Origin of the sequence: Acidovorax sp. (assembly GCF_046341535.1) — a bacterium.
Lineage (GTDB): Bacteria > Pseudomonadota > Gammaproteobacteria > Burkholderiales > Burkholderiaceae_C > Acidovorax.
Map to the genome: position 1 here is coordinate 1 of NZ_JBKDRI010000065.1, position 12,713 is coordinate 12,713.

Sequence of the window (12,713 nt, forward strand, 5' to 3'; positions counted from 1 at the left end):
TTGGCACCTCGATGTCGGCTCATCTCATCCTGGGGCTGTAGCCGGTCCCAAGGGTATGGCTGTTCGCCATTTAAAGAGGTACGTGAGCTGGGTTTAAAACGTCGTGAGACAGTTTGGTCCCTATCTTCCGTGGGCGCTGCAGATTTGAGGAAGCCTGCTCCTAGTACGAGAGGACCGGAGTGGACACACCTCTGGTGTATCGGTTGTCACGCCAGTGGCATTGCCGAGTAGCTAAGTGTGGAAGAGATAACCGCTGAAAGCATCTAAGCGGGAAACTCGTTTCAAGATGAGATCTGCCGGGGCCTTGAGCCCCCTGAAGAGTCGTTCAAGACCAGGACGTTGATAGGCAGGGTGTGCAAGCGCAGTAATGCGTTAAGCTAACCTGTACTAATTGCTCGTGCGGCTTGACCCTATAACTTTGATAGCCAACACGCACACCATCGTGGCTGTGTGAAAAGCTCAAAGATAGTTATGCCAAGTTGACGCATTCAAAAACAAAATCTGATTCCAAACTCTATGAATTCGTTGGGCCCCTCACAAAAGCGACCCAGCACCAAGTTATGCCTGATGACCATAGCAAGTTGGTCCCACTCCTTCCCATCCCGAACAGGACAGTGAAACGACTTTGCGCCGATGATAGTGCGGGTTCCCGTGTGAAAGTAGGTCATCGTCAGGCCCCTACAGCCCAGCCCGCCCTTCCACTCCTCAGAGTCGAAGGGCGGTTTGCTTTGGGAACACTGTTGGGCGCGCCCTGCAGTCTGACGATGTTTTCGACCGTGCGCTTATGCAGCTCCAGGATATTCTCTATTCCCAAGGATTTGGAACGCGCCGCGTATGCGCTGGGCTGATCCAGCAAGGCTGGGTGTCCGTTGCAAATCCGAATAGCTCTTGCGAGTCGGTGGTCTGCACTGATGCTACGGCCGACTTCGAGCCCGATGGACTTGTTTTCAATGTGCAGGGCGCTAATTGGCCTTATCACGAGAAGGCCTACCTGATTTTGCATAAGCCCGCTGGTACCGAGTGTTCGCAAAAACCATCCACCTATCCCAGCATCTACACACTGCTGCCTCCGCCGCTTCGGCAGCGTCCCACAAAAAGTGCGATTCAGGGTGTGCAAGCGGTGGGGCGACTGGACCAGGACACGACCGGTATGCTTCTTTTAAGCGATGACGGGCAGTTTATTCACCGGATGAGTTCTCCCAAAAAACACATTCCTAAGGTGTACAGAGTAACTGCCAAACACGCTGTCGATCAGGGCCAAATCGATCGACTGTTGTCGGGTGTCGTTCTCGATGATGACCCTCGACCTGTGAAGGCCGTTTCTTGCACACTCCTGAACAAGAGCATCCTCGAGCTGACGTTGACCGATGGAAAGTATCACCAGGTCAAGCGAATGCTTGCTGCGGTTGGTAACAGGGTCGAATCTCTACACCGATCCAAGATTGGTGGGTTGGCCCTGCCTGATGACCTCGCTCCCGGGCGATGGCGATGGCTTGGCCGATCCGAGATGGATCTGCTGGTTGCCGGTTCTGGAAACTGAGCAACTCCGGGTAGCCGTGGATTTCGCTATGTTGACTCACACGAGCAGGAATTTTTTACCCTTTGACTTCGGGCATTTTTGCCGTCGCTGATTTTTTCCGGCGCACCATGCGCTTTAGGTCGAGGAAATCCATGTTGCTGCTCATGGTATCCAGGACCCCCGCTACACTCCCCTCCCTTAAAGAAAGTGATTTTGTGAAGACGACCAAGCTGAAAGGCCGTGCGTGCCTCGCGTTGGCAGGGCTGTGGGTGGCGATGACGTGCGCACTGGCTGATACAGCGCCACCTGTTTTCGTTTTGAACTCTCTGGACGCCAATGTCAGCGTGATTGACCCTGTCACATGGGCGGAGACGGCGCGCATACCGACCGGGAAGGAACCGCATCATCTTTACCTGACGCCTGATGAGAAGTCGCTGATCGTGGCCAATGCGCTCGGAGATACGTTGACGTTCGTCGACCCGCAGACCGCCCAGGTCCAGCGTACGGTGCGCGGCATTGTGGACCCATATCACTTGCGGTTTTCGCCGGATATGAAGTGGTTCGTTACTGCGGCCAATCGGCTCAATCACGTCGATTTCTACCAGTGGGATGGCAAGGACTTGTCACTCGTGAAGCGCGTGGCGACGTCGCGCACCCCCAGTCACCTGTGGATTGATAGTCGCAGCACCACGGTATATGTAACGATGCAGGACAGCAATGAGCTGGTCACCATTGATATCGCGACTCAGACCATTCGGTCCCGGGTTAAGACCGGGCCCATGCCTGCTGACGTGTATGGCAGCCCGGATGACAAACGGGTTTTTGTGGGTCTGACGGGCGGCGACAGTGTTGAAGTATTCGACATCTCGGGCCGCGAACCAGTCAGCATCAAGAAGATCAAGACCGGCAACGGTGCCCACGCATTTCGGGCGGCAGGCGATGGCAGGCATCTGTATGTCAGCAACCGAGTTGCCAATACCATCAGCAAGTTCGATATGAACACATTGCAGGTGGTGGAGTCCTATCCTGCGCCCGGAGGGCCGGATTGCATGGAAGTATCTGCCGACGGGCGGTTCATTTACGTTACATCCCGATGGGCCCGTAAGTTGTCGGTGGTTGATACCCAATTGAAGCAGGTGGTCAGGCAGGTGCCTGTGGGCAAGTCTCCCCATGGTGTGTGGACCTTGCGGCATGCTCCGCGTTGACCCTTGGACCATCCATTCATGATCCGGGACACTGTCACCCGTATGTTGCGTCGGTTTGCTATTGTATTGATAGCGTTTGGCGCTTGCGCATCAAGCGCGACGCCGCGAAATGAATGCGAAAAACCGGTCTACCTGACGTTTGATACCGGACACATGGGAATTGCCCCGCTCGTGGCAGAAGTCTTGCAACGCCAGCAGGTGCGGGTGACGTTCTTCGGTGCGAACGAGCGTACGAAAGAAGGCGACGGCAGCCTGGGCGACCACTGGGCCCCCTGGTGGCGCGCACGCGCGCAAGAGGGGCATGAGTTCGCGTCCCATACCTGGGATCATGTCTACTGGCGCGGCGACCTCGGTGGCAAGGTCAACCCGTCATTCAGAGTGCGCCCGTCGGCTGGGCCGCGTGAGGGCGAAGCCCACGTACTCAGCGCCGCAGGTTATTGCGAACAGATCGATCGGGCTGCTCACCGCTTGCAAGCAATGACAGGCCGGCAGCCGCTACCTCTGTTTCGGGCGCCGGGGGGCAAGACGTCCCCGCAACTGCTGGCAGCTGCGCGCGCCTGCGGCTATACCCATGTGGGCTGGTCGCCCGCGGGATTCCTGGGCGACGAACTGCCCAGCGACAAGTTTGGGAACGCGGCGCTTTTGCACACCGCGCTACGGGACATACGCAGTGGCGACATTCTTTTGGCGCATCTGGGGATCTGGTCGCGCAAGGATCCGTGGGCGCCTGCGGTGCTGGAGCCGCTCATCCAGGGGCTTAAGGAGCGCGGGTTCTGCTTCCGGACCCTCCGCGAGCATCCCGATCTTGGCAAAAAGCAGTAAAACGGTGCCAAGGTTGGCAGGATCCGCGTTGGTCCAGCCGCCTTGACCTTGACGGTCGGGTAGCGATCAGCCTGACCATGCGGAAGGAGACTTGGAGTGTTTGACTGGTGGACCAACGGATTCGATGTCGCACAACAGTGGGTTTTCGAGCATGCCATGCAGCCGGTGATGTTCTGGGCTGGCTTGGGTAATCTTCTGGAGTCGGGTTATGAGGCAACGGGCTGGCTACTGGTGGGACTGTTGCAGTTGGTCGTCATCGTTGCTCTGATCGGGCCGCTGCAGAGGCTGCGGCCCGTAGAGGCCGTGTCAGACCGGGCCACGATTCGCACGGACATGCTCTACACGCTGATCCATCGGCTTGGGGTCTTTCGCCTCGTGCTGTTTTTTGCCGTAGCACCGCTGCTCGATTCCGTATTTGGCGTGCTGCGTGTGGCGGGGGTGAGCACCTTTCAGTTGGACGGCATCTGGCCAGGAGTCACCGACATTCCCTGGGTGAGCCTGCTTCTGTACCTGGTGGTTTTTGACTTTGTGGACTACTGGATTCATCGCGGGCAGCACCACTTTGAATGGTGGTGGAAGCTGCATGCATTGCACCATGCACAGCGCCAGATGACGATGTGGAGTGACAACCGCAACCATCTGCTCGATGACCTGTTGCGCGACACCATCCTGGTGGTGGTTGCCCAGTCGATCGGTGTTGCGCCAGGTCAGTTCATTGCCATTGTTGCCATTACTCAACTGAGCGAAAGCTTTCAACATGCCAACCTGCGCCTGAGCTTTGGTCGATGGGGTGAGCGCCTGTGGGTGAGCCCCAGGTTCCACCGCCGCCACCACAGCATCGGCATCGGCCATGAAACGGTCAAGATCACACCCTTCGGTTTGACGGACGGTGGCCACGGCACGCAGCCGCCCGGGCGACAGGTGGTCTTGGGTGGGCACAATTTTGGCGTGCTCTTACCCTGGTGGGACATGCTGATGGGCACCGCCAATTTTGAGCTGCGGTATGACCCGACAGGGGTGCGCGATCAGGTGGAGCCAGGCCCTGACGGTTCGCTGCGGGACTACGGAACGGGATTTTGGTCCCAGCAGTGGAAGGGGCTGCTGAGGTTGGCGGGAAGGGCCTGAACGTGGGCGCCCGTGTTCGCGCTGGATGATTTGGCTCGGATGCTCATCATCGCTCGCGCGGCTGTCGGCAGGCGTTATGTCGAGTATGTCGCTCCGCATGGCTTTGGTCGGCTGACCGGGGTGGCTTGGGGCAATAGCTCGGCGCGGTATGCTCTGCGGATGGGACTTTTGCTTGATTCCTTCTGGCGTGCCAGCGTTTACTGCCTGCGCCCCCGGGTCATTTTGATATCGACCCTGCCCTTGCTGGTGATCGCAGTGCTGGCTTGCGGCTTCAGTTATTTTTACTGGGATGCGTCGGTGGCGGCCATGCGCGGGCTGCTCGACTCCTTCAGTATCCTGGCGGGCCTGTGGTCATGGCTGCAGGGCTGGGGTGTGGCTGATGCCGCCAGTGTGGTTGCGCCCCTGATGGTGGTGGCTGCGACGGCACCCCTGATCGTGGTGGCTTCGCTGTTGCTGGTAGGAGTCCTGAGCACCCCGGCGTTGGTGCGGCTTGTCGCAGATCGGCGCTTTCCAGATCTGGAGCGGCGTCAGGGCGGCTCGTTTTTCGCCAGCGTGACATGGGCGCTTGGCTCGACGGTTCTCGCGCTGGTGGCGCTGGTGCTGTCCATTCCGCTGTGGTTTGTGCCGCCGCTCGTTCTGGTGTTGCCTCCGCTGATCTGGGGCTGGCTCACCTACCGAGTGATGAGCTTCGATGCGCTGTCAGAGCATGCCAGCAAAGAGGAGCGTCAGGAACTTTTCAAGCGCTACCGAAGTGGTTTGCTGGGCATCGGTGTGGTCACTGGCTATCTGGGCGCCGCGCCCAGCATCGTCTGGGCTTCCGGGGTGATCTTCGCGGCGGCCTTCCTGGTGCTGATCCCGCTGGCCATCTGGATCTACACCTTGGTGTTTGTGTTTTCGTCGCTGTGGTTCACTCACTACTGTCTTGCCGCGCTTGAGCGCCTGCGCCATGACAAGGCGCAGGCAGCGCAGCGCACGGCCGACCTGGCGATCGTCGAGGTAACTCCCTCCGCGATGCAGCCTGCCGCCTTGCTGGCCGATGAGCGCAGCACCTCGCCTGACCGACCCTCTGCACACCCATGAATCCCCGTTTTGGTCTTGTTGTTGTTGGTGACGAAATCCTGTCCGGCAAGCGTGCCGACAAGCATTTTCTGAAGGTCATCGAACTGCTCTCGAGCCGTGGGCTCGCGTTGTCGTACAGCGAGTACATCGGTGACGATCCCGATCGGATCACGGCCACTTTGAAGCGCGCGTTTCAATCGGGAGACGTGGTGTTTTCGTGTGGCGGCATCGGTGCGACACCCGACGATCACACCCGGCAATGCGCGGCTGTCGCTCTGGGGCGGACGCTAAGCCTGCATCCCCGGGCGGCCGAACTCATCCTGGAGCGCATCCAGGACGTTGCGCGCGAGCAGGGCGAACCGTTCGACCCGAACCGCCCGGACAATCTGCACCGGCTGAACATGGGGTGTTTTCCGCAGGGCGCAGAGATCATCCCCAATCCCTACAACAAGATTCCGGGATTCACCTGCCGCGGCGACGGGCAGGGCGCAGTGCATTTTGTGCCCGGATTTCCCGTCATGGCCTGGCCAATGATCGAATGGGTTCTGGATCGGCAATACGCTGCGTTCTTCCATTCGGCGCCACAGATCGAGCAGTCCGTTCTGGTGTTCGGTGCCATGGAAGCGGCATTGACACCGCTCATGGAGCGCATTGAACAGTCGCATCCCGGGGTTCGGGTCTTCAGCCTGCCAAGCGTGGATCATCCACAATACGGTCGTCACATTGAACTCGGAGTGAAAGGTGCGGCCACGGCGGTTCCCGAAGCATGGGCAGATCTGAAGTCTGCTTTGCATGGTTTTGGTGCAAATCTTGGCCCCGAGTTGGTGCGAAAGCTCTAGCGCAGTATGCTGGAGCGCTGTTTGAACCGAAATGGTGCTTTTTGCGCCGTCGCCTGTGCTGCTGCAGTGGGGATGCTCCTTTGTAGTGCGCTGACGCGGCGACTGGCACGCAACCTGCTTCTTTTGAGCAGATTTTTTTCAACTAGAGCTTTACCCAGGAGAACCTGATGGCCAAGACCGTTGCAGACGTGATGAAGATGGTGAAAGAAAACGAAGTCAAGTTTGTTGACTTCCGCTTCACCGATACCCGTGGCAAAGAGCAGCACGTGACCGTGCCCGTGTCACACTTCGATGAAGACAAGTTCACTTCCGGCCACGCGTTCGACGGTTCGTCCATTGCTGGATGGAAGGGTATCGAGGCTTCGGACATGCAGCTCATGCCCGACCCGAACACCGCCAACATCGACCCCTTCTTCGAAGAAGCTACCCTGTTCCTGCAGTGTGACGTGGTCGAGCCGAGCGACGGTAAGGCCTATGACCGCGATCCGCGCTCCATCGCCAAGCGCGCTGAAGCCTACCTGAAGGCCTCCGGCATTGGCGACACCGCCTACTTCGGCCCCGAGCCGGAATTCTTCATCTTTGACGGTGTGCGCTGGAGCAACGAGCCCGGCAACGTGATGTTCGCCATCGACGAGTACGAAGCCCCCTGGAACAGCGGCAAGCAGCTCGAAGGCGGTAACCGTGGCCACCGTCCCACCACCAAGGGCGGCTACTTCCCGGTGCCCCCGGTTGACAGCACGCAAGACATGCGTGCCGAAATGGCGCTGATCCTCGAATCCCTGGGCATCCCGGTCGAAGTGTTCCACCATGAGGTGGCCGGCGCCGGCCAAAACGAGATCGGTACCAAGTTCAGCACGCTGGTCGAGCGTGCCGACTGGACTCAGGTGCTGAAGTACGTGGTCTGGAACGTGGCCAACGCCTACGGCAAGACCGCCACCTTCATGCCCAAGCCCTACGCCGGCGACAACGGCTCCGGCATGCACGTGCACCAGTCGATCTGGAAAGACGGCAAGAACCTGTTCGCCGGTGACGGCTATGCTGGCCTGAGCGACTTCGCCCTGTACTACATCGGCGGCATCATCAAGCACGCCCGCGCCCTGAACGCCATCACCAACCCCGGCACCAACAGCTACAAGCGCCTGGTGCCCGGCTTCGAAGCTCCGGTGAAGCTGGCCTACAGCTCGCGCAACCGCTCTGCGTCGATCCGCATCCCGTTCGTGGCCAACCCGAAGGGCCGCCGCATTGAGGCGCGCTTCCCCGATCCGTCCGCCAACCCTTACCTGTGCTTCTCGGCCCTGATGATGGCCGGTCTGGACGGCGTGGAGAACAAGATCCACCCAGGCGAGGCCGCCACCAAGGACCTGTACCACCTGCCGCCGGAAGAGGACAAGCTGGTGCCGACCGTCTGCCACAGCCTGGACCAGGCGCTCGAATATCTGGACAAGGACCGTGCCTTCCTGACCAAGGGCGGTGTGTTCACAGACTCCATGCTCGATGCCTACATCGATCTGAAGATGCAGGAAGTGACCCGCTTCCGCATGGCGCCGCATCCGGTCGAGTACGACATGTATTACTCGCTTTGAGCGGTTGGCCTCACGGCCATAGCCCTCAGGAAAGGCGGCGCGTGCCGCCTTTTTTGTTGCCTGTAGGCTTTGCGCCACGCATGGAACCAAACCCGCCCGGTGGGCCTCTGTACAAAGCCCCGTGCAGTGCACGGCCGGATTGGCGATGAACGGTGATTGGGGGATACTCCCCCGTGCCCTGCATGGCAGCGCGAGGACGTCTGATGAATAACACCCTGATTTCTATACTACTTATCGTCGCGGCGGCGCAGTCCGCCTGGGCCCAGGACCGTATCTACCGTTGTGGCAACGAGTACACCAACAACGCGTCGCAGGCCAAAGAGCGGGGATGCAAGCTGGTGGAGGGCGGCAACGTCACGGTGGTCCAGGGCGTACGCTCTGCGACAGCGCAGCCGCAGCAGCCAGCACCTGCGGGAGGGTCTGTGGCAGCAGCGCCGCCGAGCGCTCCGCGTGTGACCAGCAATGATCAAAAAGCGCGTGACTCCGATGCGCGGGCGATTCTTGAGCTGGAATTGCGCAAGGCCGAGGCGCGCTATGCGGAGCTGGTCAAGGAATACAACAACGGTGCACCCGAACGTAACGCGCTGGATCTTCGCAATCCCCAGCGTTACATCGACCGCACGGCCGAGCTCAAGGCCAGCGTTGCGCGCAGCGAAAGCGACATCGCCGGCATCAAGCGCGAGATTGCCCGGCTGCCCGCCAACTGACACGCCTGTCGAGTGAATCTGCCACCACCCCACGAAACCCCGGGTACTGGTACCGGGCGATTTCACTCACTGGACCTGATGTCCACGCTCGTGGCGGTGCTGCGGGCCGATGGGGCCGTGCAGTTTGCCAATGCGGCGCTGGAGGGCATGCTCGGGCTGTCGCGCCGCACGCTGGAAGGGGTGGACTTCTCCAGCTTCTTCACCGACCCCGGCCTGCTGCAGACCGCCCTGGCAGGTACCCGGGGCAAAGACTTTGCGGCGCTGCGTTATGAGGCCAATCTCAAGCGTCTGCACCAGGACCCGATTCCGGTGCATGTGAGCGTTGCCGATGCCGAGCAGGTGGGCGAGGTGCTGGTGGAGTTATGGCCCCTGGAGCAACAGGCCCGCCAGGACCGGGAAGAGCGGTGGCTGGATCAGGCCCAGGCCAACAAAGAACTGATTCGCAATCTGGCGCACGAGATCAAGAACCCGCTGGGTGGCATCCGTGGGGCAGCCCAGCTGCTGGAGATGGAGCTTGAAAGCCGTGAGCTCGCCGAGTACACCCAGGTCATCATCCACGAGGCCGACCGGCTGCAAAGCCTGGTGGACCGGCTCCTGGCGCCCCACCGGCATCCGCATCTGGTGGGCGACGTCAACATTCACGAAGTGTGCGAGCGCGTGCGCTCGCTCGTGCTGGTCGAGTACCCGAGCGGTCTGCGTGTGGTGCGCGACTATGACACGTCGATTCCGGAGTTCCGGGGTGACCGTGCGCAGCTCATCCAGGCGTTGCTCAACATTGTCCAAAACGCGGCCCAGGCGCTGGCCGACCGCATTGGCGCAGGCGATGCCGTGATCACGCTGCGCACCCGGGTGGCGCGACAGGTTACCTTTGGTCGCCAACGCTATCGGTTGGCACTGGAATTGCATGTCATTGACAATGGACCGGGCGTGCCCGACGGTATCAAGGAGCGTATTTTTTACCCTCTGGTGTCGGGCCGGGACGGAGGATCGGGGTTGGGGCTGACGCTGGCGCAGACATTTGTCCAGCGTCACCACGGACTCATCGAGTGCGAGAGCGTGCCGGGTCGAACCGATTTTCGAATTCTCATTCCGCTGCCCTGAGGTCTTTTGCCATGCAATCACTGGGAAGGTAAGCAAAACATATGAAGCCGATCTGGTTAGTAGATGACGACCCCTCGATCCGCTTCGTCTTGGAAAAGGCCTTAGCCCGGCAAAACCTCCCTACCCGCAGCTTTACCCATCCGCGCGAGGTGCTGGATGCGTTGGCCGATGTCAGTCCGTCTGACCCGGCCCGCCAGGGGCCCCAGGTGCTGGTCAGTGACATCCGGATGCCGGGTGGATCAGGACTGCAGTTGCTGGAGAAGGTGCGCGAGCTGCAACCGGGGCTGCCCGTCATCATCATGACGGCGTATTCCGACCTGGACAGCGCGGTGTCGGCCTTTCAGCGCGGCGCGTTTGAATACCTGCCCAAGCCGTTTGACCTGCCCAAGGCGGTGGAGCTCATCCGCCGCGCGGTGGAGGAAAGCCAGCGCGAGGAAGTCACCGAAGAGCGTCAGACCGAGACCCCCGAAATGCTGGGCCAGGCACCGGCCATGCAGGATGTGTTTCGCGCCATCGGTCGCCTCAGTCAGAGCCAGGTGACCGTGCTCATCACGGGCGAGTCCGGCTCAGGAAAGGAGTTGGTCGCGCGCGCGCTGCACAAACATTCGCCCTGTGCGGACGGCCCCTTTGTGGCCATCAACACGGCGGCGATTCCCAAGGATCTGCTCGAATCCGAACTGTTCGGACACGAGCGGGGCGCCTTCACCGGCGCGCAGACACAGCGCCGAGGCCGCTTCGAGCAGGCCGAGGGCGGCACCCTGTTCCTTGATGAAATCGGCGACATGCCGTTTGACCTGCAAACGCGGCTGCTGCGCGTGTTGTCCGATGGTCAGTTCTACCGGGTCGGCGGCCATGTGGCCGTGAAATCGCATGTGCGCGTGATTGCCGCAACCCACCAGGACCTGGAAAAGCGTGTCAAGGAAGGTGGTTTTCGCGAGGATCTGTTCCACCGCCTGAACGTCATCCGGCTTCGCCTGCCTGCGCTGCGCGAGCGACACGAAGATGTGCCGGTGCTCACCCGCCACTTTCTCCAGCAAAGCGCGCGGCAGCTGGGTGTGGAGCCCAAGCGGATCGCCGATTCCGCGCTGGCCCGTCTTGAGCAGTTCGCCTTTCCGGGCAACGTGCGCCAGTTGGAGAACATCTGCCACTGGCTCACGGTCATGGCACCCGCGCAGGTGATTTCGGTGCAGGACCTTCCCCCGGAAGTGCTGGAGTCTCCGGTCCACCCCAGCGCGACGCGTGTGCCGGCCGAGCCCCTGGTGGCCCCAGCCCCGCTTTCAAAACCTGCGGCAGCCGAAGAGCCGCGCGACGAGGCGGTGCCCCTGCCGGTCGGCAGCGTCGAGCCATTGCCCACCCATGGCACCGGTGGCAGCGCTGCCGCGGCGGCGTCGGCTTTTGCAGGCATGGCTGCGCCAGCCCCAGCGCCCGTCCCGGCAGCATCCCCTGATCCCGCGGCTGCAGGCAGCGCCGCATTGCAGGGCGGCATCGGTTGGGAGCTGTCGCTGGAGCTCGAGGCGCAGCGCTTGCTCTCGGGCGGCCAGCCCGAGGTGTGGGATGCGCTGACCCGCAAATTCGAATCGCGGCTGATCCGCACGGCCCTGGCTGCAACCCATGGTCGGCGCATGGAGGCCGCGCAGCGCCTGGGCATCGGCCGCAACACCATCACGCGCAAGATTCAGGAGCTTGGCCTGGACGCGCCCGAGGACGCGGGCGCCTGAAAGCGCAGTGGCAGCGTGGCCCTGGGCGTTGCGGCGGGGCCCAGGGGCTCAGTTGCCGCCTGACGGCGCTGCGGCCCGCTTCAGGCGGGAGATGCAGCGCAGCCTCAGGCCCAAACGCCTGAGAGCGACACAACGACGGGCGCGTGGTCACTCGGTTGCGGGTTCTTGCGTGGCGCGCGGTCAATCGTGCATGCGGCCACGCACCCGCGGACCGCATCGCTGACGAGGATGTGGTCAATGCGCAGGCCCCGGTTTTTCTGGAACCCGAGCATGCGGTAGTCCCACCACGAATAGGTCTTTTCGGGCTGCTCGAACAGGCGAAACGCGTCGGTCAGGCCCAGTTGAAGCAGGGCGCGGAAATGGGCGCGCTCCTCGTCGGTGTGGTGGATGGTGCCGCGCAAGCCCTCCGGGTCGTACGAATCGCGGTCTTCGGGTGCAACGTTGAAGTCGCCCACCAGCACCAGTTGTGGGTGGGCCTGCAGTTCGGCGCGCACCATGTCTTGCAGCGCCTGCAACCAGCGCATCTTGTAGGCAAATTTCTCTGACCCCGGCTCCTGCCCATTGACGAAGTAGCCGTTGATGAGTCTGAGCGGTCCGGCCGGCGTGTCCAAGGTGGCTGCCAACACGCGCGACTGGTCGTCCTGGAATCCTGCGATGTTGCGCGCCACGTCCCGCACCGGCTTGCGGCTGACGATGGCGACCCCGTTGTAGGTTTTCTGGCCGAACGCCTCTGCCTCGTACCCGACCTCTCTGAACGCGCCGTGAGGAAATTTATCGTCGGTGAGCTTGAGCTCCTGCAGGCACAGCGCATCGACCGGGTTGGCATCCAGCCAGGCCAGCACCTGGGGCAGCCGCACCGACAGGGAGTTCACGTTCCAGGTTGCAATTTTCATGACGCGGATTCACAGACAAAGTGCATCAGATGGCAGTTTAATGGGGGTGATCTCCAGGCCGTAAAACACCTCATGAGGGGTGCGGTATCCCAAGCACTTTCTAGGCCTGTGGTTCAATGCGTAAACCGCATTATTGACCTCG

Annotated in this window: 11 protein-coding genes and 2 rRNA genes; 12 read left to right on the forward strand and 1 reads right to left on the reverse strand. The window is 61.2% G+C overall.

The window, feature by feature from the left end; genetic code table 11:
• From ACK543_RS04400 to ntrC, 12 genes are all read left to right on the forward strand, one after another.
• Positions 1-412: ribosomal RNA gene (locus tag ACK543_RS04400) — 23S ribosomal RNA — on the forward strand; the annotation flags it as partial.
• A gap of 151 nt (positions 413-563) precedes the next feature.
• A 5S ribosomal RNA gene (gene rrf, locus ACK543_RS04405) occupies positions 564-676 on the forward strand.
• 108 nt (positions 677-784) lie between these two features.
• The gene (locus ACK543_RS04410; RefSeq protein ID WP_409941636.1) at positions 785-1,540 is read left to right on the forward strand and encodes a pseudouridine synthase; all 756 of its coding nucleotides are present in this window, start codon (positions 785-787) and stop codon (positions 1,538-1,540) included.
• Positions 1,541-1,794: 254 nt separating this feature from the next.
• The gene (locus ACK543_RS04415; protein WP_409941644.1) at positions 1,795-2,724 is read left to right on the forward strand and encodes a beta-propeller fold lactonase family protein; all 930 of its coding nucleotides are present in this window, start codon (positions 1,795-1,797) and stop codon (positions 2,722-2,724) included.
• 18 nt (positions 2,725-2,742) lie between these two features.
• Positions 2,743-3,546: a polysaccharide deacetylase family protein gene (locus ACK543_RS04420; protein WP_409941637.1), complete on the forward strand. Its 804-nt coding sequence runs from the start codon at positions 2,743-2,745 to the stop codon at positions 3,544-3,546.
• A gap of 156 nt (positions 3,547-3,702) precedes the next feature.
• Entirely contained in the window at positions 3,703-4,671 is a 969-nt protein-coding gene (locus ACK543_RS04425) for a sterol desaturase family protein (protein WP_409941645.1), read from the forward strand.
• A 159-nt stretch (positions 4,672-4,830) separates the two neighbouring features.
• On the forward strand, positions 4,831-5,751 hold the full coding sequence (locus ACK543_RS04430; protein ID WP_409941646.1) for an EI24 domain-containing protein: 921 nt from the start codon (positions 4,831-4,833) through the stop codon (positions 5,749-5,751).
• Positions 5,748-6,569 (forward strand): competence/damage-inducible protein A, encoded by an 822-nt coding sequence (locus ACK543_RS04435; protein WP_409941638.1) that lies wholly within the window; start codon positions 5,748-5,750, stop codon positions 6,567-6,569. The genes ACK543_RS04430 and ACK543_RS04435 overlap by 4 nt, the downstream gene beginning before the upstream one ends.
• A 167-nt stretch (positions 6,570-6,736) precedes the next feature.
• On the forward strand, positions 6,737-8,152 hold the full coding sequence (gene glnA / locus ACK543_RS04440; protein WP_409941639.1) for a type I glutamate--ammonia ligase: 1,416 nt from the start codon (positions 6,737-6,739) through the stop codon (positions 8,150-8,152).
• A 203-nt stretch (positions 8,153-8,355) separates the two neighbouring features.
• Positions 8,356-8,859 carry a hypothetical protein gene (locus ACK543_RS04445; protein WP_409941640.1) on the forward strand — a complete coding sequence of 168 codons (504 nt, stop codon included), beginning with the start codon at positions 8,356-8,358 and terminating at the stop codon, positions 8,857-8,859.
• 78 nt (positions 8,860-8,937) lie between these two features.
• Positions 8,938-9,960, forward strand: a complete 1,023-nt coding sequence (glnL, locus tag ACK543_RS04450) for a nitrogen regulation protein NR(II) (protein WP_409941641.1) — start codon at positions 8,938-8,940, stop codon at positions 9,958-9,960.
• Positions 9,961-10,001: 41 nt separating this feature from the next.
• Positions 10,002-11,678 carry a nitrogen regulation protein NR(I) gene (gene ntrC / locus ACK543_RS04455; protein ID WP_409941642.1) on the forward strand — a complete coding sequence of 559 codons (1,677 nt, stop codon included), beginning with the start codon at positions 10,002-10,004 and terminating at the stop codon, positions 11,676-11,678.
• Between the two features lie 104 nt (positions 11,679-11,782).
• Here the strand turns inward: ntrC and xth are convergent, their stop codons facing one another.
• Positions 11,783-12,571 (reverse strand): exodeoxyribonuclease III, encoded by a 789-nt coding sequence (gene xth / locus ACK543_RS04460; RefSeq protein ID WP_409941643.1) that lies wholly within the window; start codon positions 12,569-12,571, stop codon positions 11,783-11,785.
• Between the last annotated feature and the right edge of the window lie 142 nt (positions 12,572-12,713).

Excerpts from the sequence above, each read along its gene's own strand:
- ACK543_RS04435 (WP_409941638.1), top strand. The coding sequence starts at position 5,748 with ATGAATCCCCGTTTTGGTCTTGTTGTTGTTGGTGACGAAATCCTGTCC.
- ACK543_RS04430 (WP_409941646.1), top strand. The coding sequence starts at position 4,831 with ATGGGACTTTTGCTTGATTCCTTCTGGCGTGCCAGCGTTTACTGCCTG.
- xth (WP_409941643.1), bottom strand. The coding sequence starts at position 12,571 with ATGAAAATTGCAACCTGGAACGTGAACTCCCTGTCGGTGCGGCTGCCC.
- ACK543_RS04420 (WP_409941637.1), top strand. The coding sequence starts at position 2,743 with ATGATCCGGGACACTGTCACCCGTATGTTGCGTCGGTTTGCTATTGTA.
- ACK543_RS04415 (WP_409941644.1), top strand. The coding sequence starts at position 1,795 with ATGACGTGCGCACTGGCTGATACAGCGCCACCTGTTTTCGTTTTGAAC.
- glnA (WP_409941639.1), top strand. The coding sequence starts at position 6,737 with ATGGCCAAGACCGTTGCAGACGTGATGAAGATGGTGAAAGAAAACGAA.
- ACK543_RS04425 (WP_409941645.1), top strand. The coding sequence starts at position 3,703 with ATGCAGCCGGTGATGTTCTGGGCTGGCTTGGGTAATCTTCTGGAGTCG.
- glnL (WP_409941641.1), top strand. The coding sequence starts at position 8,938 with ATGTCCACGCTCGTGGCGGTGCTGCGGGCCGATGGGGCCGTGCAGTTT.
- ACK543_RS04445 (WP_409941640.1), top strand. The coding sequence starts at position 8,356 with ATGAATAACACCCTGATTTCTATACTACTTATCGTCGCGGCGGCGCAG.
- ACK543_RS04410 (WP_409941636.1), top strand. The coding sequence starts at position 785 with ATGCAGCTCCAGGATATTCTCTATTCCCAAGGATTTGGAACGCGCCGC.
- ntrC (WP_409941642.1), top strand. The coding sequence starts at position 10,002 with ATGAAGCCGATCTGGTTAGTAGATGACGACCCCTCGATCCGCTTCGTC.